This window comes from Dyella sp., assembly GCF_036568765.1.
Lineage (GTDB): Bacteria > Pseudomonadota > Gammaproteobacteria > Xanthomonadales > Rhodanobacteraceae > GSA-30.
The window spans coordinates 1-23247 of record NZ_DATCRY010000165.1; the positions used below are offsets into that span (position 1 = coordinate 1).

Consider the following 23247-nt stretch of genomic DNA (forward strand, 5'->3'; position numbering starts at 1 on the left):
GTGCCCCGATGTCGGTTCCACAGAATCTTCACATCGCCTCACCCGAATTCCAGCAGCCCAGTAAGCCGTCGGCCCGTGGGGAGGCTGACTTGTCTCAGCATCGAGAAGAGTCGGAGTGAGTGAGTCATGTCGGATCGTGAAGAGGGCTTAGTTAAATGGTTCAACGACGCCAAGGGGTTCGGATTTATCAGTCGTAAGAATGGGGCGGATGTTTTCGTCCATTTTCGCGCCATCCAGGGCACGGGCTTCAAATCCCTCAAAGAGGGGCAGAAGGTCAGCTTCAAGGTGGTGGACGGACAGAAAGGCCAGCAGGCCGAAGATGTTCAACCGCTTTAAGTGGCTCGCGGTTGAATATATTTCCGTGGGAACGGGCCGGCGCATGCCGGCCCTTTCTTTGTTGCAGGCAAGCACGTTTTGAGAGGCGCTGTGCAAGCTGTCGAATCGGATAGTCCGCCGCAAGAGCAGGGGGTGCCCGTCGTCAGTGAGGACGGCGCGCAATGGCAATTGCTTTGGCGCTCGCCCTCTATGCCGGTGCACACAGTGTTGTACTGGATGCCTGCGATGGGCGTGGCAGCAAAACATTATTTGCCTTTAGCCGAAGCGCTCGCCGCTCGTGGCGTGGCGGTGGCGATTCACGAATGGCGCGGTATCGGCTCCAGCGATCGCCGTGCCAGCCGCCATGCGAACTGGACCTATAAAACCCTGCTCGAACGGGATCTGCCGGCGGGTCTGGCGGTCGTGCGTGCCGAGTGGCCACAGGCGCGCCGAATCTTGGGCGGGCATAGCCTGGGTGGACAGTTGGCATCGGTTTTTGGCGGCTTATGTCCGAAGTCTTTCGACGGGCTGATCCTTGTTGCCAGCGGCGCGCCGTATTGGCGCCGGTTCGCGCACGGCTGGCTGGTGGGATTGGCTTACGTCGCCGCGCCCTGGCTGGCGCGCGGTGTCGGCTATCTGCCGGGCCGACGCATTGGCTTCGGGGGCAACGAAGCGCGTGGGGTGATCGACGATTGGGCACGCAGCGGCCGAACTGGCCGCTATGCGGCGCGCGGCATGCGCGAAGACCTCGAGGCAGGCATGGCGGTGCTGAACTGGCCGATTCTGGCACTGCGTCTGCACGACGATTGGCTTGCACCGCAAGCTTCGCTCGACTGGCTGCTCGGGAAAATGCCGAAGGCGCCGAATCGTACCGAAGTACTGACGTCGGCCGAATTGGGTGGCTTGCGAGCCGATCACTTCAGCTGGATGAAGACGCCTGACGCGGTCGCCGCGCATATTGCGGACTGGGTGACCTCTTGAACCGTAATCTCGCGGCTGCACTATAGACTTCGGGTTTCTGGCCATGACGGGAGTGAGGGATATGGAAGCGCAGCCGATCCTGGTCGACGGCCGCCAGCACGATCTGGGCGACGGTTTTGTCGTGCGACGACTGTTGCCGGTACTGCAGGCGCGCCATGTCGGTCCGTTCGTGTTCTACGACCATATGGGACCGGCCAGTTTCGCGCCGGGGAAGGGTATCGACGTACGGCCGCATCCGCATATCGGTCTGGCGACTGTCACCTGGCTGTTCGACGGTGCGATTCGTCATCGCGATAGCCTGGGCAGTCTTGCCGATATCCGGCCGGGAGAGGTGAACTGGATGACATCTGGTCGGGGCATCGTTCATTCGGAGCGTACGCCGCCGGACGAGCGCCGCGATGGGCATGCATTGCATGGCGTGCAGATATGGGTCGCATTGCCACAGGCGGATGCGGAAATAGCACCCGAATTCCATCATCACGATGCGGATCAGTTGCCGCTGATCGCCTTCGAAGGCGCTTCGCTCGTGCTGGTCGCCGGCACCGCCTATGGCAAACGGTCGCCGGTGAAGATCTTTGCGCCGATGTTTTTGATCCAGGCACATCTGCGTGCGGGGGCGGTGCTGGAATGGCCCGTTGAACATACGGAGCGCGGCCTGCATGTAGTCGAGGGCAATGTGCAGTGGGAAGGGCTGGATATCGGGCCGGCGCGCATGGCGGTACAGGCTGGTGCGAACGCCTCGCCGTTGAAGGCTGTTTCGGATGCCCGGGTGATCTTGTTCGGCGGGGCCCCGCTGGATGGCGAGCGGCACCTGTGGTGGAACTTCGTAGCCAGCAGCCGCGAGCGCATCGAGGAAGCCAAGCGCGATTGGGCGGGAGGGCGTTTTCCTCGGGTACCGGGCGACGAAGAAGAATTCATTCCGTTGCCGGAGCGCTAAGCTGACTGTCACCTGCTTGCGGAGAAAGTCATGTCCGAGTTCGCCAGCTTTCGCCAGTTTTATCCTTATTATCTGGGCGAGCACAGCAATGTGAATTGCCGCCGGCTGCATTTCGTGGGAAGTGCGCTGGTGCTGACAATCCTGCTGGTCTCGTTGTCGAGCGGTGCCCTGGTCTGGCTGTGGCTGCTGCCGGTGGTGGGCTATGGCTTTGCGTGGGTCGGGCACTTCTTTTTCGAGAAGAACCGCCCGGCAACGTTTCGTCACCCCCTCTACAGCCTGATGGGCGATTGGGTCATGTTCTGGGACGTATTGCGTGGCCGGGTGAAGATCTAGTCGGGCGGTCTAGTGGTATTGACGGTGGCAGGATTCGCAAGCCTCGCCGACGGGCTTGATGGCGGCGGCAAGAGCCTGGCAATCGGTGGGCGCGGCGACGGCCGCCGATTGAATGGCGCTATGCAGCTTGTCCGCTGCATCGAGGAATGGCTGTTCGACGCCAGCGAAGGCCGGACCGATATCCCCGGATACCGCCAGGAGCGTACCGAGCTGCTTCTGCGTCTTGGCGGCGTCGCATTGCTGCGCTTTGACCGCGTTGCGCAACTGGCCGAAATGGTGCGACATCACGGTCATGACCGCGTGCGGCATCGGGTTGCGATCCTTCAAGGCATTCATGGCAAAGACGGTGCCGATGGCGCCAATGGCCAGACCCAGCAGGATCAAGAGAGCGGCTCGCATGGGGGGCTTTCCTCGGGTGGCGGACGGGGCCGGAGGGTAGCACAGGCTTGGACGGTCGCTTCCCGGATAAAATGCTTGGCTTATTTTCAGGAATTCCATCCGTCATGCGTTGTCCCTTTCCGCAGCGAGGCACCCGATGAGCACGGCCTTGCAAACCGAGCGATTTGCCGGCGTCGAGCGCCTCTATGGCGCAGGCAGCCTGGAAAAGTTCGCTGACAGCCATGTCGCGGTCATCGGCATCGGTGGCGTCGGCTCCTGGGCCGCCGAGGCGCTGGCGCGCACCGGCGTGGGCAGGCTCACCTTGATCGATGCGGACGAAGTTTGCGTGTCCAACACCAATCGGCAGTTGCATGCCTTGGATGGCGAATACGGCAAGCCCAAGGTGGGCGTGATTGCGCAGCGTGCCCATGCGATCAATCCGACGATCCGGCTGGAGGCCATTGAGCGCTTTTTGACACCGGCCACCCTGGACGAATTGCTCGACCGTGGTTACGACGCGGTACTCGATGCTTGCGATGCGTTCCGCGTCAAGCTGGAAGCCATCGCCTGGTGTCGTCGCCGAAAATTGCCGATGGTGACGGTGGGTTCGGCCGGTGGTCGTACCGACCCGACGCAGATTCGCGTGCGCGATTTGTCGCGCACCGAGCATGACGCCATGTTCAGCCTGATCCGAAAGAAACTGCGTCAGGATTTCGGTTTTCCGCGCAATCCAGACCGTTACTTCGGCGTTTCGGCGGTTTATTCGCTGCAAAACGTGCAGTACCCACAGCCGGATGGCAGCGTATGCGGGACTCGTCCGCCAGGCGGCGATGCCTTGAATCTGGCCTGCGGCGGCGGGCTGGGTGCCGCCACTCACGTGACGGGTGCGTTCGCTTTCGCGGCGGTAGGGAAGGTGTTGGAGAAGTTGCTGGAAAAACGCGGGGCTGCTTAGCGGCGTCCTGCAACCGTCGCCCCGATGTCTGCCGGGGCGACCGTGACCTTGTAGCCCTTACCAGCCCATGTAATGACCGCCATTGATCGCCAGATTCGCTCCGGTGATCCAGCAGGAGTCCTCGCCGGTAAAGAACGCCACCGCGTGAGCGATCTCTTCAGGCTTGCCCAGGCGGCCGACGGGAATCTGCGCGACGATCTTTTCGCGGACTTCCTCCGGTACCGCCATCACCATGTCAGTGGCGACATAGCCAGGGGAGACGGTGTTCACGGTGATGCCGAAGCGGGCGTTTTCCTGTGCCAGCGAGATGGTGAATCCGTGCATGCCAGCCTTGGCGGCAGCATAGTTCGCCTGGCCGTACTGACCTTTCTGGCCGTTGATCGAGCTGATCTGCACGATGCGGCCCCAGCGTCGATTGCGCATGCCATCGATCACCGGACGAGTGACGTTGAAGCAGGCGTTGAGGTTGGTGTTGACCACCTCGGTCCACTGCTCGTACGTCATCTTATGGAAAGTGGTGTCGCGCGTGATGCCAGCGTTGTTGACCAGGATCTCCACCGGGCCCAGCTTGCTGGCGATGGCTTCTGCCATGGTTTCGCAGGCGACCGGATTGGATACGTCACCCGATACCAGCAGCACATCGATGCCGTCGTTTTTCATGGCGTCGCGCCAGGCATGCGCCTTGGCCTCGTCACGGTAGTTGGTCGCGACTCGATGGCCCTGCTTGGCGAGGTAGCGAACGATCGCGCTGCCGATGCCGCCTGTGCCGCCAGTAACCAATGCCGTGCGTTGCGTCATACCTTGTCTCCTCAAAACTGGTGATGTCCGTCTCCGATCTTGCCCGCGTGGCATGTAGTCCATCGCGGACAACTACCGGTCGATCATGGCAGAACTTTGCCATGCTTGGGAACGGCATCACGCTTAAAACGTGCTGAAATTCATGCGACAAAAATGTCGGCATTTCGTTCAGTCAGTTGCGGCAATTGCGACCGGTCGAATCGTTCCAGGGCTTCGCGCAGCAGAGCGTCGGCGTCCGTCGCGCGGTGGCGCACCGTGACACCGAGGAAGGTCAGGGCGCTGTGCAGCGCCGGTATAGGGTTGGCCGGATCTACAGGGTGAGCGCCATCGGATTTTGAGAGCTTGCGGCCCTGTGTATCCAGCGCCAGCGGCAAATGCAGATAAGAGGGGGTGGGCAGCCCCAGCGCTCGTTGCAGCCAGATTTGCCGTGGCGTGGAATCGAGCAGGTCATGGCCGCGGACCACTTCGGTGACGCCCTGGTCGGCATCGTCGACGACGCAGGCCAGTTGGTAGGCGTAATAGCCCTCCACGCGTTTGATTACAAAGTCGCCGGCGGTCTCGCGTAGCCATTGGCGTTGCGGTCCTTGCAGGCCGTCGACGAAATCCACGGCGATATCCGGTACCCGCGCCCGCCATGCAGGCTCTCGTCCTTGAACGGGTGCTGCAGCGCAATATCCGTCGCGGTGCAGGCCGTTACTGCCAGCCAGATCGCTGCGGCTGCACCAGCAGGGAAATACCAGATCCGCCTTCCGCAGGCGGTCGAATGCAGCTTCGTAGGCATCATGCCGTTGCGACTGATAAAGCGTAGGTAAATCGGCATGCAGGCCAAAAGCCGGTAGCGCGCCCAGGATGGCTTGGGCCGAGCCGGGGACTTCACGTGGCGGATCGATATCCTCCATCCGCAGCAGCCATTGGCCGCTGGCGTGGCGTGCGCAAAGCCAGCTTCCCACGGCGGCCACGAGGGAACCGAAATGCAGCCGGCCGGTCGGAGAAGGAGCAAAGCGTCCGCGATAGTTCATCGGTGCAATTCTAGACGGAGCAGTCCTGGAAATCCGTTCTGCCGAACGTTGCGATGTTTTGAACAGGTATCCGTGCAATTAACTGCCACGGCCCTTGAAACCCGCCGGTCTAGCCACGATTCTCTATCGCGGTTACACCTTCTTCATGACTGCCCAGAGAGACAGCCATGCGACGCATCGCATTATTTCTTCTTACCAATATCGCCGTTCTTTTCCTGCTGAGCATCGTCTGCCGCTTGTTCGGCGTGGACCAGTGGGCTGCCGCCCGTGGCTATGGCGGCATGACCGGGCTCCTGATCTATGCCGCGATCTTCGGCATGGGCGGCGCCTTTATCTCGTTGGCCATGTCCAAGTGGATGGCCAAGATGTCCACCGGTGCCCGGGTCATCGAGCAGCCGCAAAACGAAGGCGAGCGCTGGCTTGTCGAAACCGTGCGCCGGCATGCCCAGGCCGCGGGCATCGGTATGCCTGAAGTGGCGATCTACGATGCACCGGAAATGAACGCCTTCGCGACCGGCATGACCAGGAACAGCTCGCTGGTCGCCGTCAGCACCGGCTTGCTGCAGCAAATGGATCGCGAGCAGGTATCGGCGGTGCTCGGTCATGAGATCGGACACGTCGCCAATGGCGACATGGTCACGCTTACCTTGATCCAGGGCGTGGTCAACACGCTGGTGATTGTCGCGGCACGCATCGTGGGCCGGCTGGTCGATAGCTGGCTGTCCGGTGGGCGCGATAACCGCGAGGGTGGCGGTATCGGTTACTTCGTTTCGGTGATGGTGCTGCAACTGGTGTTCGGCCTGTTTGCCTCGATGATCGTGATGGCCTTCTCGCGCTGGCGCGAATTCCGCGCCGATGCCGCCGGTGCCAAGCTGGCCGGCCGTGCCTCGATGATTTCGGCCTTGCAGCGCCTGCAGGCAAACCATGGCGAAAGCACCTTGCCGCAGACCATCGCCGCCTTCGGTATCTCCGGCCATCTGGCCGACGGTTTCAAGCGTCTGTTCATGAGTCACCCGCCGCTGGATGAGCGTATCGCCGCGTTGCAGCGCGGCTGATTCACGGCTGATTCTGCAGGCGCGGATGGGGTAGCACGGGCGCACTGGGTGCGCTCGCGCGTTATGCTTTCGGCTTCCGGCACGTCGCCTCGTGCCGGCTCTTGATTCTTTTCAGTTTTCCAACGATCTCGACGACGTCCATGACTACTACGACTGCTTCTCCCGAAACCCATAAGTTCCAGGCCGAAGTCGCCCAGGTATTGCATCTGGTGACGCATTCGCTTTATTCGCACAAGGAGATTTTCCTGCGCGAATTGATCTCCAACGCGTCGGATGCCTGCGACAAGCTTCGTTTCGAGTCGATCGCCCAACCGGAGCTGTTGGCTGGCGAAGGCGATCTGCGTATCGATGTGAGCTGGGATCCCGAGGCGCGCACAATCACCGTGAGCGACAACGGCATCGGCATGACACGCGACGAGGTTGTCGCCAATATCGGCACGATCGCCAGCTCCGGCACCCGGCGCTTTCTCGAGGCCATGTCCGGCGAGCAAAAAGCCGATGCGCGCCTGATCGGCCAGTTCGGTGTCGGCTTCTATTCGGCCTTTATTGTCGCCGACCGGGTGACGGTGCTGACGCGCCGCGCCGGTGCCGGCGAAGGCGTCAAGTGGGAGAGCGACGGCAAGGGCGAATATTCGCTAGAGCCGGCGACACTGGCCGAACGCGGCACACAGGTGATTCTGCACCTGAAAGCCGACGAGGAAGAATTCCTCAAGCCGTGGACATTGCGTTCGTTGATTACGCGCTACTCCGACCACGTCGCCTTTCCGATCCGCATGCCCAAGGAAGAAGACGGCAAGCCGGGCAGCGACTTCGAAACCGTCAATGCCGCCTCCGCCTTGTGGGCCAAATCCAAGTCCGACATCAGCGACGAGGATTATCAGGGCTTCTACAAGTCGCTCGGCCACGATTTCAACGATGCGCTGGCCTGGACGCACAATCGCGTGGAAGGCAGCCAGAGCTTCACCACGCTGCTCTACTTGCCCGAGCAGCCGCCGTTCGACCTGATGATGGGCGGGCGCGACGAGCGCAAGGGCCTGAAGCTGTATATCAAGCGTGTTTTCATCATGGATGCGGCCGAAGAGCTGCTGCGGAACTATCTGCGCTTCGTGCGTGGCGTGGTCGACGCGGACGATCTGCCGTTGAACGTGAGCCGCGAGATCCTCCAGCAGAACCGTCAGCTCGAGCGGATCAAGGGCGCGTGCGTCAAGCGCGTGCTGGATCTGATCGAAAAGCTGGCTCGCGACGAGCCGGAAAAGTTCGCTACGTTCTACAAGGCGTTCGGCAACACGCTCAAGGAAGGCATTGTCGAAGATCACGCCAACAAGGAGCGCATCGCCAAACTGCTTCGTTTCGCCTCGACCGCCGGTACAGGCGGTGCGCAGACGATATCGCTCGACGATTACGTCGGCCGTATGGCAGTGGGCCAGGATACGATCTGGTACATCACCGCCGACAGCTATGCGGCTGCCGTCGGCAGCCCGCAACTGGAGGCCTTCAAGGCCAAGGGCACTGAAGTATTGCTGATGTTCGATCGCATCGACGAATGGATGCTGGGCAACCTTACCGAGTACGCCGACAAGAAGCTCAAGAACGTGGCCAAGGGGGAGCTTCCGCTGGACGAAGACGACAAGCGGCAGCAAGAGGAAGCCAGCAAGGCGGCCGCCCCGTTGGTATCGAAGCTCAAGGACTTGCTCGGCGACCGCATTGCCGATGTACGTGTTTCTGCGCGTCTGACCGATTCGCCATCCTGCCTGGCGCTCAGCGATTTCGAAATGGCGCCGCATCTGGCGCGCTTGCTGCGCGAGGCCGGCCACGATATGCCGACGAGCAAGCCGACGCTGGAAATCAATCCGCAGCATGCGCTGCTAAAGCGTGTGGAAGCGGAGCCGGATGCAGCCAAGGCTGCCGATCTGGCCAACCTGTTGCTGGAGCAGGCCGAGATCGCCGCCGGTGCACAGTTGCCGGATCCGGCAGCGTTCGTGCAACGGATGAATCGAGTGCTGTTGGGATAATCCCGCAAGCTCGAAAGCGTCGTGATGAAAAGCCCGCCATTGAGCGGGCTTTTCTTTGTGTGGCACGCCCCCTGTCCCGACAACCTGCCGGCGAATCCAGACAAGAAGGTTGGGATGAGAGGGAACCTTGTTCTTGCCGCATCGGTTAGTCTTGCCAGGCATCTCCAGGAGCCCTGCTGACAAATGAGCGCGCTGCTTCTCCTTTTCATTTGCCTGGCGCTCGGCATACTGGTCAGGCGATTCGCATCGCCGCCTGCTGGCATCGTGCCCGGCATCAACTGGTGGGTCATCAACGTCGCCCTGCCTGCGCTGGTGCTGGAGATGATTCCGCGCATCCGGGTCGATCCCCAGCTATGGTTCCCCGTCGCCGCCATGCTTTTCACCTTCGGCGGTTCATGGCTGTTGTTTGCATCGCTGGGCAAGTGGCTGCGATGGTCGCGCGAACGCACCGGTGCGCTGATCCTCGTGTGCGGGTTCGGCAATACCTCTTTCATGGGGTATCCGATGATGGAGGCGTTGCATGGCAAGGAAGGGCTTGCCATTGCCGTAGTGTCCGACCAACTGGGCTGTTTTCCTCTGCTGGCGTCGGCGGGTGTACTGGTGGCGTCGCTCTATGCCGGTCGCCAGCCTCAGGCTGGGGCGATCGCGCGGCGTATCCTCGCATTTCCCGCCTTCGTCGCCCTGGTTGTGGCGATTGTTGTAGGCATCCTGGGCGGTTGGCCGTCTATCGTGGATGGGGTGCTGATATCGCTTGGCGCAACCTTGACGCCGTTGGCACTGTTCTCGGTCGGCCTGCAATTCAAGTTGCACTCCGGCAAAGGGCAGCTCGCCGCCGTCGGATTAGGGTTAGGCTGGAAACTCCTGCTCGCGCCGCTGGCCTGTTGGGTAGGGGGGCGAGCGGCGGGTATCGATGGTTTGGTACTGGTCGTCGGTGTCCTTCAGGCGGGCATGGCGCCGATGATTTCGGCTGCGATCCTGGCCGATGACTATCGGCTGGAGCCTACGCTGGCCAATACGGTGCTCGGTGCCGGCATCGTGCTTTCCCTAGTGACGATTCCCTTGGGTAACTGGTTGTTGACGGCGTTCTAGCCAAGATCGGCGATAATCCGGCCATGCCGATCGATACACCTCATTCCCTCGTCCAGGTGCGTGCCGACGTATGGCTGTGGGCCGCGCGTTTCTTCAAGACCCGCAGCATCGCCAAACAGGCGATCGATGGCGGCAAGATCGAAGTCAACGGCGCAGGCTGCAAGCCGTCAAAAGCCCTGCATGTCGGCGACACGCTACGGGTTACGCGCGGCGAGGAACGCCTGGAAGTCGAAGTGCTTGCCTTAGCCGAACAGCGCGGCCCGGCGGCCGCCGCGCAGGCGCTGTATCGCGAGAGCGAGGCCAGCGTCGCCGCGCGAGCGGCCATGCGCGAGACGCGGCGCCTGCAAGGCGGCGCACCGGGTCCGATGCGCCGCCCTGACAAGCAAGATCGACGGCTCCTGTTACGTTTGAAAGAACAGGGGTAGCGCTCAGCTACCCAAGTGTTTCAGGCGATACAAGGCCTCCAGCGCTTCGCGCGGGGTCAACGCATCCGGGTCGATGTCCTCCAGTGCGCGTTCGACGGCCGAAGGCTGCGCAGCGAACAAACCTAGTTGCGGCGAAGCGTCCGCGGTCTTGGCGGGCTTGGCTACTTGCGCATGCATGCCGCGCTCCAGTTCCGCCAATGTGCGTCGCGCATCGGCGATCACGCTGCGCGGCAAGCCTGCCAAGGCTGCGACTTGCAAGCCGAAGCTACGGTTGGCCGGACCTTCCTTGACCGCATGCATGAACACCAACTGCTCGCCGTACTCCACAGCATCGAGGTGCACATTGGCAATGGTGGGGTATTCGGTAGCCAGTTCGGTCAGCTCGAAATAATGCGTCGCGAACAAGGTATAGGCACGGCTGGCTGCAGCCAGGTGCACGGCTGCCGCACGTGCCAGCGCCAAGCCATCGTAAGTGCTGGTGCCGCGGCCGACTTCGTCCATCAGCACCAGGCTGTGCTCGGTGGCGTTGTGCAGGATATTGGCCGTCTCGCTCATTTCCACCATGAAAGTAGATTGACCGCGTGACAGGTCGTCGCCCGCCCCGATACGGGTAAAAATGCGATCGACCGGACCGATCGTCGCTTTACTGGCGGGTACGTAACTGCCGATATGCGCAAGCAGCACGATGAGGGCGTTCTGTCGCATGTAGGTCGACTTACCGCCCATGTTCGGGCCGGTGATGACCAGCATGCGGCGACCATCGTCCAATTGCAGGTCATTCGGCTCGAACGGTTCGTCGCGGACTTTTTCTACAACCGGATGGCGTCCACGCTCGATCGCGATACCCGGCTGCTCGGTCAGTTCCGGTTCGCTCCAGTCCAGCGCGGCGGCGCGCTCGGCCAACGCGGCCAGCACGTCGAGCGCGGCCATGGCCGAGGCGGCTGTCTTGAGCGGTTCGAGTTTCTCGGTCAGCGTATCGAGCAGCGCTTCGTATAGCGCGCGCTCGCGCATCAAGGAGCGCTCTTTGGCCGAAAGGACCTTGTCCTCAAATGTTTTGAGCTCTTCGGTGATGTAACGCTCGGTGTTCTTGGTGGTCTGACGGCGTGTGTAGTGCGTCGGTGCCTTGTCCGCCTGGGCCTTGGTGATTTCGATGTAGTAGCCGTGCACGCGGTTGTAGCCGACCTTGAGCGTACTGATGCCGCTGGCGGCTTTTTCGCGTTCTTCCAGCTCGACCAGGAACTGGTCGGCGTTGGTCGCCAGGCGCCGTAGCTCGTCCAGCTCGGCGTCGTAACTATCGGCGATGACGCCGCCATCGCGTTGCAGGACCGGCGGTTGCTCCACGATCGCACGCGCGAGCCATGCGGCGACATCGGCATGATCGCCGATGCTTTCGACCAGGGTGTGCAGCAACGGGCTGTCGAGTGTGGCGATGTGTTCGCGCAGGGTCGGTGCCGCAGCGAGGCCGTCACGCAGTGTAGACAGGTCGCGTGGGCGCGCCGAGCGCAGGGCGACGCGCGCGAGAATGCGTTCGAGATCGCCGATGCCGCGCAAGGCTTCGCGCAGTCCTTCGTGGCGACGGTTTTCGATCAGCATGCCGATCGCCTGGTGGCGGCGGCGCAGCGTTTCACGAGCGCGTAGCGGACGGTTGAGCCAGCGGCGCAGCAAGCGCGCGCCCATCGGTGTCACGGTTTCGTCGAGCACGCCGAGCAAGGTGTGCTCGACGCGGCCGCTCGGGTGCGTGTCCAGTTCCAGGTTACGGCGGGTGGCCGCGTCCAGCGCGATGGTTTCGCCGGCACTTTCGACGGCCATGCCCGACAGATGCGGCAGCGCGCTCTTCTGTGTTTCCTCGACATAGCCGAGCAGGCAACCGGCGGCGGCGATCGCCAGCGGCAGGTTGTCGACACCGAAGCCGTCCAGCCCGCGTGTGCCGAAAAAGCGATTGAGCTCGCGCCGTGCGGCGTCGCCGTCGAAGTGCCACGGCGGACGCTTGCGCAAGCCGGGCAGGGTGCTGACCAGGCGCGGCCACGCCACGTCTTCGCTGATCAATGTTTCGGCTGGCTGCAGGCGTGCCAGTTCCGCGGCCAGCGCTTCGGCATGCGGTACCTCACTGAGCAGGAAGCGCCCGCTGGACAGGTCGGCCCAGGCCAGTCCATAAGCGCCATGCGCCCCGGCGGCAATTGCCAGCAGGAGATTGTCGCGGCGCTCCTCCAGCAAGGCGGCATCGGTCACCGTGCCTGGCGTGACAATGCGTACCACTTTGCGTTCGACCGGCCCCTTGGATAGCGCCGGATCGCCGATCTGCTCGCAGATCGCCACCGACTCGCCCAGTTTCACCAGTCGCGCCAGGTAGTTTTCGGCCGCGTGATAGGGCACGCCGGCCATCGGTATCGGCTGGCCGGCCGACTGGCCGCGCTGGGTCAGGGTGATATCCAGCAATCGTGCTGCTTTGCGAGCATCGTCGTAAAACAGCTCGTAAAAATCGCCCATCCGGAAGAACAGCAGCACGTCCGGGTGCTCGGCCTTGGCCGACAGGTACTGGCGCATGAAGGGGGTATGGGCGGCGTTGTCTGGTCTATCCATCGAGCGTCTGGCGTCGTCGTCTTGAGGCGGCCGCGATCCGGCCAAGCGGAACAGGCGATTGTGCGCTGGACGGCGCTTTATCACCAGCCTCGGTTGGGAACCATGGGGATGCAGGCGGTGGAGACAGGGCCGGAACCTGCCGCGGCTGGCGGGGCAACGTCGGGTAACGCCTCCGAACCGGTCGGGAACATCGTTTAAACGTCTAAATGCGGCGCGAAATCTTGAGGTCGGTGATCTGAGTCACGAAAGCACAGCGCAAGCTTGACGCTTGTCGCGTCCGGGGTGCAGGCTCCGAGGTGTAGCGGGTAGGGGGCTCCTCGCGTATCCGATCCGGCGCATTCACGCGTCGGGGCATTGCTGCGACTGCATGAGGCTGTGCGAATGCTTGCGATATCGCCCTCGTCCAACGAGACGCCGTCTGTCGACGACGCTACGACGATGCATGTGCTGGTGCTTGAAGACGACGACTTGTTGCGAGATCGCGTGCTCGTGCCGCGCTTGCGGCAGTTCGGTTTCGATGTGGCGGCGATCGGTCAGGCTGCCGACTTGCCTGAGCAGATCACGGTCCGCCGCCCCGATATTGTGCTGCTGGATGTCGGTCTGCCCGATGCCGACGGTTTCGAAGTGACGCGTCGCCTGCGCCGCGAAACGGCCGATATCGGCATCGTCATGCTCACGGGAAGGGGGCGCAAGACCGACCGCGTGCGCGGCTTGAGCGAAGGCGCCGATGCCTACCTGGCCAAACCGATCGATCTGGATGTGCTGGGGGCGACCCTGTTCAGCCTGGCACGCCGGTTGCGTTCCACCGCCAGCCTGCCCGAGCCTATGAAGCAAGGCTGGCGCTTGGGTGCCGATGGCTGGTGCCTGATTTCGCCCAGCGGAGGCACGGCGGCGTTGACGAAAACCGAGGGGCGTCTGATGGACAAGTTCCTGAAGAATGCCAATCGGGTGATATCGCGCGAGGAACTGATCGGATTGTTTGCCGCCGATACCTACGATTTCGATCCGCACCGACTCGATTCGCTGATTCACCGCCTACGCAAGAAGGTGCTGACGGTGCTCGGCGAGCCGTTGCCGCTCAATGCCGTGCATCGCGAGGGCTACGTGATGGTGCGGGTGTAGGACCGAAGAAAGGCGAGGCGCACAGGTTAATTGATGCTTCGTTCCGGTGTTTTTCCAGCAACTTTAAGCACACGTGCCAGCAGTTGGCTGGGAGCGAATGGCTTGGGCAGCCGTTCGGTGAAGTCGTCATCGTCATGTATGGCCTGTCCTTCGTTGTCCAGATAAGCCGAAATCAGGATCACCGGAACGAGCGGCAGGCGTCGCCGCAGTTTTTTCAACAGCGTCGGGCCGTCGGTATCGGGCATGCGGTTGTCGCAGACGATGATTTGCGGCGCACGTGCCGTTTGCACCAGCCATTCTGCCTCGCTGCCCGATGCGGCCACGCCGACTTCACAGCCGCCTTGTTCCAGCGCATGGGCAAGCATGTTGCGCAGATCGTCATCGTCGTCGATGAGCAGCACGCGAATGCGCCGCAATGCCGCTATAGCGCGCTCATCGTCGGTCTGGGCAAGCGCGGCCGTGCATGGCGGCAGGCGCAGGATCAGCGTCGTGCCTTCGCCGGGCGCGCTGCGGACGTCGATATCGCCGCCGGCACGCTCGATCAAGGCATACACCACCGAAAGCCCCAGGCCTGTGCCACTGTCGGCGGCCTTGGTGGTGAAGAACGGTTCGAAGATGCGGCGCCGGATCGATTCAGGCATGCCGATGCCGGTATCGCCCATGGCAATGCGCACCATGCCATCGATGTCGCGCTCAGCACTGAGCGTGAAGCTCCCCCCGTCGGGCATCGCATCGCGCGCATTGGAGGCGATATTAAGCACGGCCAGTTCGAACTGGCTGCGATCGAAACTGATCGGCAGGGGAGACGGCGCCACCTCGATGATCAACCTGACATCCGTGGGCAATAGCTGGCGCAACAGGGGCTTGAGTTCGCGCAACGCTTCGCCGGCATCGAAGGTCTCGACATGGGTGACATCCCGGCGCGAGAAATTGAGCAGCTTGCCACTGATCGACGCGCCACGGCGGGCCGCCATTTCCACACCTTCCAGCGCGTCGGCCAGCGCCTGGGCATCGGTTCCAGTTTGTGCGCCAGGCTCGTTGAGTCGATGGCGTTCCATGCTGAAGCCAAGGATGATGCCAAGGACATTGTTGAAATCGTGTGCGATGCCGCTGGTCAGGCGCCCAACGGCATCCATCTTCTGCGCGTGCAGCAGTTGCTCCTGCGCCTGCTCGCGTTCGATCATCTCGTGCTGCAGCTGGCGCCGCTGCTGGTTCGACTCGGCCAGACTATTGCGTAGTGCGCTGGTGCTTCGATCGAGAACGATCACTACGAGCAGATAGCTCAAGGCGAGCGAAATCAGCCCGTCATAGGCGGCCAGTTGCGGCCATAAGGCATGTGTGTGGCGATACTGGTCGCGAGTCATGCCAGCGATGAAGATCGCCATCACAATGGCATAGATCGTCCACAATGCGCGTCGGCCCAGCATCAACCCGCCCAGTGCAAGCGCAACCACCGCGACCAGATCGTGCGGCCACGCCGTGTAGCCGAAGGTGCTATAGGCGATGGCCGCCGATAGCAGCAGGATAGCCAGGAATTGCGCTACCGCGGCGCGGAATCGTCCCCGGCGCAACAAATAAAAGCCGATCCACGCCGACAGCGTGATGATCAGGTCGGTGCCGATGTCGATTTCCAGCGCAAAGCGCGGCCATGCGGCGATATTGCCCTGGCGAAGCAACGCATAAGTGGCGTTGAAGCCCAGCAAATACAGTTTGTTGAGTGGAATCTCGCAGCCTTCGTAGATCATCAGCAATTGCATGAAAAATGCATTGCGCAGATCCACCGGGTCGTCGATGGGCAGGCGTTTGAGCCATGCGATAAGGCGTTGCCACATAAATTTCCCCTGTCCCTGACCCTCGCAGGCCTTAAGACGACCTATGGCATTGGACGGTTAGCCGTCCGAATGCCGCGGTGACATTTGGTGAGTTTAGCGAAGAAACCGTGCGTGACGAGTGCCGCGTGTACTGACTAATTTCGAAAAGGCGATGACCGTCGGATGACCGTTGTCGACAGGCGAGTTAACAGGCTCACGGTTCACACTTGGGGAGAGGTTGCCTTGAACACGAAAGCTTTCAAATTGAATACGTTGGCGGCTGTCATGATGTTGGCCCTGGGAAGCCAGGCGGCTTTTTCGGCCGACGCAGTCGCACCGTTGTCCGCCCGCATCAACGTAAGCACGATGCAGGACAGCGGCTCATACGATCGTTTCATCATCACTTATCGCGCCGGCTCGGCGCAGCGCGGTGACCGCACGGCGGCGACGCAGGCGGTCAGCGCGGCCATCGCCCGTGCCGGCCTGACCACGCGTGCAGCGGCAGGCACGAACGCCATGCGCATGAGTACTGTCAACGCCGTGTACCAGCGCAAGCTCGCGATCGGTGCCGATCTGGTGCGTACGTCGCGCAAATTGAGCCGTAGCGAAGCTACGTCGCTGATGCAGCAGCTTGCTGCCGACCCCAGCGTTGCGCACGTCGAGCCGGACGTGATGCTGCGTGCAATCCGCGACACTCGTGCCGCCACCTCCCTGGCACCGACGGCGTTCACGCCGAACGATCAATACTACGCGGCTTACCAGTGGCATCTGCGGGCGGGCGACGGTACCAGCGAGAAGATCGGCGGCGATAGCAGCAGCTACCCGAACAAAGGCGGCGCCGATGTGGCGGCAGCTTGGGATCTTGCCGATGGCACGGGCGTGACCGTAGCGGTGCTCGACACCGGTCTTACCCATCATCCGGATATCGATACCTCACTCGGCGATGCCGGCTACGACTTCATCAGCAGTGGCTATGTTTCCGGCCGCTCGACGGACGATCGTGCTCCTGGTGGCTGGGATACCGGCGATTGGACCACCGGCGACGAATACCTGGCCACCAATGGCGGCTGCGTGGATGCCACTCACCCGGCCGAAGACAGCTCCTGGCATGGCACGCACGTGACGGGCACGGTGGCCGAGTTGACCAATAACGGCACAGGTATGGCCGGCTCCGCGTTCAACGCCAAAGTGCTGCCGGTACGCGTGCTCGGTCACTGCGGCGGCTTCAACTCCGATATCGCCGATGCCATCGAATGGGCGTCGGGCGGCCACGTCGACGGTGTGCCGGACAACCAGAATCCGGCGCAGATTATCAATATGAGTCTTGGCGGCGGCGGTAGCTGCTCTGCCACGGACGTACTCGGTCAGGCCATTGCCGATGCCAACAGCCGCGGCACCGTGGTCGTCGTCGCGGCAGGCAACAACAATTCGGATGTGTCGGGTTTCTCGCCGGCCAGTTGCCCGGGTGCCATCGCGGTCGGTGCCATCGGCATTTCCGGCAAGCGCGCGTTCTATTCCAACTACGGTGCAAAGGTGGCCGTTGCCTCGCCGGGCGGCGGCATCTATGCCAACGATGCGTCCAGCGGTACGCAGGTGCAGGCTGGCTTCGTCTGGTCGGCGATCAATGACGGCGCTACGGTACCGGACGAAAGCGGTTACACCTATGGCGGCTATGCAGGCACCTCGCAAGCCACGCCGCATGTCTCGGGCACGATTGCCCTGGTGATCAGTGCGTTGCAGGCGGCTGGTCTGCCGGCACTCAGCCCGGCCGATATGCGCACGCTGATCACCTCCAGCGCACGTAGCTTCCCCAGCGCGCCGGACCAGACCCTCGGGGCCGGCATCGTCGACGCGGCAGCCGCAGTGAACCAAGCGTTGGGTAATAGCAACCCGGGCGGCCCGGGCGACGGCGACGCGGTGGCGTTGACCAACGGCACTGCGGTCACGGTCAGCGGCAACGCTGGCGACGCCAAGCTGTACAAGATCGACGTACCGGCCGGCGCGCGCTCGCTGGTGCTACGTACCTTCGGCGGTACCGGCGATGTGTCGCTGTACATCAAGAACGGCGACGCGCCGACCACGACCAGCTACGACAAGTCGTCGGTGCACGTGGGCAATAGCGAATCGGCGGTCTATGCCGCGCCGGCCGCAGGGACCTACTACCTGTTGGTCTCTGGCGTTAACGATTTCAGCAACGTTTCCGTGCAAGCGACTTTCGTGGCTCCCTAACGCAAGACAAAGGCGGTACCGGCCGCGCGATCGTGAGGGAGCGATCGCGCGGTCCTTGGCTTCGACCGACACCAAACACCAGCGACGGCAGAGCGGACTGTTCTCATCGAGCGATCCCGGCTGGCGTCGCGCGGGCGCTCAATTCAACGCATCACTGCTGCGGCGCGCGCAGTGAGCATGGGGAATGTCCATGAACAAGATTTACAGCAAGGTATGGAGCAAGTCGCTCGGCATGCTCGTCGTGGCATCCGAGATGGCCAGAAGCAATGGCAAGGGCGGTTCGGCGCGGCGGGCGCGCGTGGGTGCGACGGTGCGGACACTGATAGCCTCGACGCTGTTGGGGGCCGCGGCGATGCTTGCGCAGCCCGCGCTGGCGGCCGATGCGGCGCAGCCAGCAAAGACCGCTGTCCAGGCGCAAGCCAAGAAAACCCAAAAAGCCAAACCGGATAAGTCGGCCACCGCCTTGGGCGATGGCGCTGACGCTTCCGGACAATCGTCTACCGCCATCGGCTCGCAGGCGCAGGCCGATGGCGACTACAGTTTTGCCGGTGGCAATGCGTCCAGCGCGACCGGAACCGATGCGCTCGCGCTTGGCGGTTACGGTGCCAATGCGAGTGGCCAGGGAGCGGTTGCCCTGGGCACCTTGAGCGCTGCGGCAGGCAAAGATGCCGTGGCACTTGGCGACAGTGCCGATGCGCGCGCGGCCGATAGCATGGCGCTGGGTGCCGACAGTCAGAGCACCGCCAAGAACAGCGTGGCGCTTGGCGCCAACTCGGTGGCCAATCGCGCCAACACGGTTTCTGTCGGCAGCGCTGGCGCCGAACGTCAGATTGCGAACGTCGCGGCCGGCACCAAGGATACCGATGCGGTCAATGTGAGCCAGTTGAATGCACTGGCCGGTGCCACCGCCTCGGCTGCGCATTATTTCGCAGCCAATGGTGCAGCGGACGGTAGCGACGATGCCGCGGCTACGGGTAAGAAGTCCGTTGCCGCCGGTCCCGGTGCCAAGGCGGCGGGCAAGGATTCGGTCGCCATTGGCAACAAGGCCTTGGCACGCAAGAAAGGCGCTACCGCTGTCGGCAACGAAGCGACCGCTAAAGGCCAGGAGGCCAGCGCGTTCGGCGACGGCGCGCAAGCGACCGACAATTTCACGACGGCGTTCGGCGGTGGCGCGACGGCAAATAATGTGGGTGCGACTGCGATCGGCACGTTCGCCTATGCGTCTGGCGATCAGGCGACTGCGATCGGCGATTTTTCGCGTGCGAGCGGCGACAACGCCCTTGCGATGGGCGCCGATGCATGGGCGGCCAAGGCCAATAGTCTTGCCCTTGGAGCCAGTAGCTGGGCCGACGGCGAGGAAGCGATAGCGATGGGACAATTCGCCACCGCGTCGGGCGACAATTCGCTTGCCATGGGCGACAACAGCACCAGCAGCGGCCAGGGCAGCGTGGCGCTCGGCTCTGGCGCCTGGGCTCTGGCTAACGGTGCGGTTTCGATCGGCGTCAACAGCCAGGCCAGCGGCAATCTCAGTACGGCGGTGGGCCAGACCGCTTACGCCAGTGGCCTGGGCGGTACCGCAGTCGGCGCGCAATCGCATGCAACTGGCACGCAGGCCACTGCGGTCGGTTCGGCGGCATCGGCGCAAGGCGATTTTTCGTCCGCGCTGGGTAGTGGCGCGACGGCAGTGAATCTCACCGATGACAGCGATGCGACCAACGGCACGGCAATCGGTGGCCAGGCCTTGGCCGGCAATGTGAACGCGACGGCAGTCGGTGCATTTAGCCAGGCAACGGGCAGCAACAGCACGGCAACGGGCGAAGGCGCTTCGGCGTTCGGCAACGACAGCACCGCCAATGGTGCCAATGCGATTGCCAATGGCAATGAAAGCGCCGCGTATGGCGCCCATTCGGTGGCCTTCGACGACAACAGCACGGCGACGGGTGCCAATGCGATCGCACAGGGCGTCGGTTCGACGGCGGTCGGCAGTGGCGCGAACACTAACGGCAACTATGCGACGGCGACGGGCTACGGTGCCGCGGCGACGTCGATCAATGCGGCCGCTTACGGCGCTGGCGCGCAAGCGAGCGGCAGCAGTGCGGTGGCAATCGGTGGCCAGGCGGTCGATGCCGATGGCAACCCGTTGATTGTCTACACCGCGACGGGACAGGCAGTCGGTCCGGCCTTGGCCAGCGGCATGGCCGCTACGGCAGTCGGTCCGAGCGCACAGGCCACGGGCGATCTCAGCGCCGCACTCGGCACGGCGGCACTCGCCTCGGGTACGCGTTCGGTGGCGACCGGTTCGCTGGCCGATGCCTCGGGCAATTTCTCGGTGGCCAATGGCTACGGCGCGCAAGCCACCGGCGATGAGAGCGTCGCCGTAGGCGGCGCGGCATTGGGCTTGGTCAGCGCGCAAGCGAGCGGTCTGGGCGCAGCGGCGTTCGGTGCGGGGGCGCAGGCAACGGGCGATCTCTCCACTGCCAGCGGTTGGATCAGTACGGCTTCGGGTTATCAGACGTCCGCGTTCGGATCCGCAGCGACAGCTTCCGGGGACTACGCGACGGCGGTCGGCGGTGCGGCTCAGGCGATGGGCATCTTCAGCTCGGCCTTCGGTGGCGGTTCGGTGGCGCAAGGCGAACTCTCCGTCGCCGTCGGCGCTGGCGCCTGGAGCCTGGGCGATAGTTCGACAGCTATCGGCACGGCGAGCTGGACGCCTGGTTTACAAGCGACGGCCGTGGGTTTGGGAGCGACCGGGCAGGGCGATAACAGCACGGCGATCGGTGCCTATACCCAAGCCAATGGCGAAAACAGCACCGTGATCGGTGCCAACGGCGTGGCGTTCGGCGATAACGCGACGGCTGGCGGCGCCAATGCGATTGCCAACGGTAACGAAAGCACGGCATACGGTGCCAATGCGGTCGCCTTCGACGACAACAGTACGGCGACGGGCGCGAATGCGATCGCCCAGGGTGTAGGTGCTACCGCTGTCGGCAGTGGCGCAAATACCAACGGTAATTATGCGACTGCGACCGGCTACGGTGCGACCGCAAACTCAATCAATGCGGCGGCCTATGGTGCCGGTGCGCAGGCGAGCGGCAGCAGCGCGGTGGCGATCGGCGGACAGGCGGTCGATGCCGACGGCAATCCATTGATCGTCTATACCGCGACAGGACAAGGGGTCGGCCCGGCATTGGCCAGTGGTATGGCGGCGACGGCCGTCGGTCCAAGTGCGCAGGCAACCGGCGATCTCAGTGCGGCCTTGGGCACGGCGGCATTCGCTTCAGGCAATCGTTCGGTCGCGACGGGAGCGCTGGCGGAGGCTTCGGGGACGTTCTCGGTGGCCAATGGTTATGGTGCGCAGGCCACTGGCGAAGAAAGCGCTGCCGTCGGTGGCGCAGCGTTCGGTGGTCTGTTTACCACGCAGGCCAGCGGGCTGGGTTCGGCTGCCTTCGGCAATGGCGCCTGGGCGACAGGCGATTTCTCCACCGCGAGCGGATGGAACAGTTGGGCAGCCGGGTACGAGTCGTCGTCCATCGGTGCTTCGTCATCGGCGCATGGCGATTACGCCACGGCCGTCGGCGGTGCCTCGGCCGCCGACGGTTTGTTCAGTACGGCAGTAGGTTCGGGCTCGCTATCGCCGGGCGATCTTTCCGTCGCACTCGGTGCGGCGGCCTGGAGCCAGGGCAACAGTTCCATCGCTATTGGCTCGGCAAGTTGGAGCCCAGGAGCGCAGTCGACGGCGATCGGCCTCGGCGCGACGACTCTCGGCGACAACAGTACGGCTCTGGGTGCACTGACCTCGGCCAGCGGAACCAACAGCACTGTCGTCGGCGTCGGCGGTCAGGCGACGCAGGACGGAGGCACCGCCGTCGGCGCGAATAGCGCCGCGTTTGGCGAGAGCGCGACCGCCAACGGCGTCAATGCTGTCGCCAACGGCAACGAGAGCACCGCTATCGGTGCCAATACAGCAGCGATTGCCGACAACAGTACGGCGGTCGGTGCCAATGCCACGGCACAAGGTGAACGCGCATCGGCATTTGGCAGCGGTGCATCGACCAACGGGAACGACACGACGGCCGGCGGCTACGGTAGCGTTGCATCGGCCGATAACGCGACGGCTTACGGTAGCCAGGCGCAAGCCGGCGCCTCGGCGACCGCCGTCGGCGCAGGTGCGCAGGCGACGTTCGATTCCTCGGCTGCCTTTGGCTTTGGCGCGCAGGCAGGGGGTGTGCAGGCGTTGGCCTTCGGTGTTTCCTCGCACGCTTCGGCCGACTACGCCAGCGCGATCGGCTACAAGGCCGAGGCAACCGGCGAGTCGAGCCTGGCAATCGGCGGCCAGGCGAATTTGCTCTATGGCATTCCCGGCGGCGCATTCTTCCTGCATACGCAGGCACTGGGCTACGGCGCTACGGCGATCGGCTCGGCAGCCTATGCGCGCGATTACGGCACGGCTGTCGGTCTGCTGGCCGCGGCCGGCGGCACCCAGGGCACCGCGCTGGGCTGGAGCGCCTCCGCGTATCAGCAGAACGCCACGGCATTGGGTGAGTTCGCCATCGGTTACGGCGTCAACTCTACTGGCATTGGCGGTGAAGCGGCGGCGTATGGCAACAACTCCATTGCGCTGGGCTACCAATCCGGTACTGACGAAGCCGATACGATTTCCATCGGTTCGCATAGCACGGCGGTGTTCAGCGGTGCTGTTGCGCTTGGCACCAATGCGTACGCGAATAACACCAATTCGGTAGCGTTGGGCACGAACTCGATGACGGAGCGCGACAACACGGTATCGGTCGGTGCGTCGCAGGAGTGGGTCGATCGCAATGGCGTCGTGCATGAGCCCTTCACGCGCCAGATCACGAATGTCGGTGCAGGTACGGAAGCGACCGATGCGGTAAATGTCAGCCAGCTCGATGCGCTTGCACAGCAAACGTCCTCGGCATCGCACTACTTCAGCGCCAATGGTGTGGCGGACGGTAGCGACGATGCCTCGGCTACGGGCGAGCACAGCGTGGCGGCGGGTTCCGACGCCATCGCCAACGGTACGGAAAGCAGCGCGTTGGGCGCCGGCGCCGTAGCGTTCGACGACAACAGCACGGCGATCGGTGCCGGTGCGATCGCACAGGGTGTCGGCTCGTCCGCATTCGGCAGCGGTGCCAATACCGCGGCGGACTATGCGACAGCGGCGGGCTATGGTTCGGTCGCTTCGGGTAGCAG

The 23247-nt window shown here is 63.2% G+C and carries 17 protein-coding genes; 12 read left to right on the forward strand and 5 right to left on the reverse strand.

Annotated elements, in window-relative coordinates:
- Nucleotides 1–126: 126 nt before the first annotated feature.
- The 4 genes from VIM98_RS11525 to VIM98_RS11540 all read left to right on the forward strand — a co-directional run bounded on the left by VIM98_RS11525 (nt 127) and on the right by VIM98_RS11540 (nt 2566).
- Nucleotides 127–336 (forward strand): cold-shock protein, encoded by a 210-nt coding sequence (locus VIM98_RS11525; RefSeq protein ID WP_331993255.1) that lies wholly within the window; start codon nt 127–129, stop codon nt 334–336.
- A 132-nt stretch (nt 337–468) separates the two neighbouring features.
- Complete coding sequence (locus tag VIM98_RS11530) at nt 469–1296, forward strand: alpha/beta fold hydrolase (RefSeq protein WP_331993256.1); 828 nt, start codon at nt 469–471, stop codon at nt 1294–1296.
- 61 nt (nt 1297–1357) lie between these two features.
- The gene (locus VIM98_RS11535) at nt 1358–2233 is read left to right on the forward strand and encodes a pirin family protein (RefSeq protein ID WP_331993257.1); all 876 of its coding nucleotides are present in this window, start codon (nt 1358–1360) and stop codon (nt 2231–2233) included.
- A 30-nt stretch (nt 2234–2263) separates the two neighbouring features.
- The gene (locus tag VIM98_RS11540) at nt 2264–2566 is read left to right on the forward strand and encodes a DUF962 domain-containing protein (protein ID WP_331993258.1); all 303 of its coding nucleotides are present in this window, start codon (nt 2264–2266) and stop codon (nt 2564–2566) included.
- A 9-nt stretch (nt 2567–2575) separates the two neighbouring features.
- Here VIM98_RS11540 and VIM98_RS11545 read toward each other — a convergent pair whose 3' ends face one another.
- Nucleotides 2576–2965, reverse strand: a complete 390-nt coding sequence (locus tag VIM98_RS11545; protein WP_331993259.1) for a cytochrome c — start codon at nt 2963–2965, stop codon at nt 2576–2578.
- 136 nt (nt 2966–3101) lie between these two features.
- Between VIM98_RS11545 and VIM98_RS11550 the strand changes: the two genes are divergently transcribed.
- Nucleotides 3102–3896, forward strand: coding sequence for a tRNA threonylcarbamoyladenosine dehydratase (locus VIM98_RS11550; RefSeq protein ID WP_331993260.1), 795 nt, complete (start codon nt 3102–3104; stop codon nt 3894–3896).
- 57 nt (nt 3897–3953) lie between these two features.
- On the opposite strand, the gene phbB is transcribed toward VIM98_RS11550, so the two are convergent.
- The gene (gene phbB / locus VIM98_RS11555; RefSeq protein WP_331993261.1) at nt 3954–4694 is read right to left on the reverse strand and encodes an acetoacetyl-CoA reductase; all 741 of its coding nucleotides are present in this window, start codon (nt 4692–4694) and stop codon (nt 3954–3956) included.
- A gap of 140 nt (nt 4695–4834) precedes the next feature.
- Nucleotides 4835–5713 (reverse strand): tRNA glutamyl-Q(34) synthetase GluQRS, encoded by an 879-nt coding sequence (gene gluQRS, locus VIM98_RS11560; protein ID WP_331993262.1) that lies wholly within the window; start codon nt 5711–5713, stop codon nt 4835–4837.
- A gap of 167 nt (nt 5714–5880) precedes the next feature.
- Between gluQRS and htpX the strand changes: the two genes are divergently transcribed.
- From htpX to VIM98_RS11580, 4 genes are all read left to right on the forward strand, one after another.
- Nucleotides 5881–6768 carry a protease HtpX gene (htpX, locus tag VIM98_RS11565; RefSeq protein ID WP_331993263.1) on the forward strand — a complete coding sequence of 296 codons (888 nt, stop codon included), beginning with the start codon at nt 5881–5883 and terminating at the stop codon, nt 6766–6768.
- A gap of 140 nt (nt 6769–6908) precedes the next feature.
- A complete protein-coding gene (gene htpG / locus VIM98_RS11570) occupies nt 6909–8780 on the forward strand; it encodes a molecular chaperone HtpG (RefSeq protein ID WP_331993264.1) in 1872 nt (623 codons plus the stop codon).
- 183 nt (nt 8781–8963) lie between these two features.
- Nucleotides 8964–9869 (forward strand): AEC family transporter, encoded by a 906-nt coding sequence (locus tag VIM98_RS11575; protein ID WP_331993265.1) that lies wholly within the window; start codon nt 8964–8966, stop codon nt 9867–9869.
- Nucleotides 9870–9892: 23 nt separating this feature from the next.
- Nucleotides 9893–10294, forward strand: a complete 402-nt coding sequence (locus tag VIM98_RS11580) for an RNA-binding S4 domain-containing protein (RefSeq protein WP_331993266.1) — start codon at nt 9893–9895, stop codon at nt 10292–10294.
- A 3-nt stretch (nt 10295–10297) separates the two neighbouring features.
- On the opposite strand, the gene mutS is transcribed toward VIM98_RS11580, so the two are convergent.
- Complete coding sequence (mutS, locus tag VIM98_RS11585) at nt 10298–12874, reverse strand: DNA mismatch repair protein MutS (RefSeq protein ID WP_331993267.1); 2577 nt, start codon at nt 12872–12874, stop codon at nt 10298–10300.
- Between the two features lie 381 nt (nt 12875–13255).
- On the opposite strand from mutS, the gene VIM98_RS11590 reads away from it, so the two are divergent.
- Nucleotides 13256–13996: a response regulator transcription factor gene (locus VIM98_RS11590; protein ID WP_331993268.1), complete on the forward strand. Its 741-nt coding sequence runs from the start codon at nt 13256–13258 to the stop codon at nt 13994–13996.
- Nucleotides 13997–14022: 26 nt separating this feature from the next.
- On the opposite strand, the gene VIM98_RS11595 is transcribed toward VIM98_RS11590, so the two are convergent.
- Nucleotides 14023–15828, reverse strand: coding sequence for a hybrid sensor histidine kinase/response regulator (locus VIM98_RS11595; protein WP_331993269.1), 1806 nt, complete (start codon nt 15826–15828; stop codon nt 14023–14025).
- 222 nt (nt 15829–16050) lie between these two features.
- On the opposite strand from VIM98_RS11595, the gene VIM98_RS11600 reads away from it, so the two are divergent.
- Entirely contained in the window at nt 16051–18036 is a 1986-nt protein-coding gene (locus tag VIM98_RS11600) for a S8 family peptidase (protein WP_331993270.1), read from the forward strand.
- A gap of 190 nt (nt 18037–18226) precedes the next feature.
- On the forward strand, nt 18227–23247 hold a 5021-nt coding region (locus VIM98_RS11605), incomplete at its 3' end, for an ESPR-type extended signal peptide-containing protein (protein WP_331993271.1).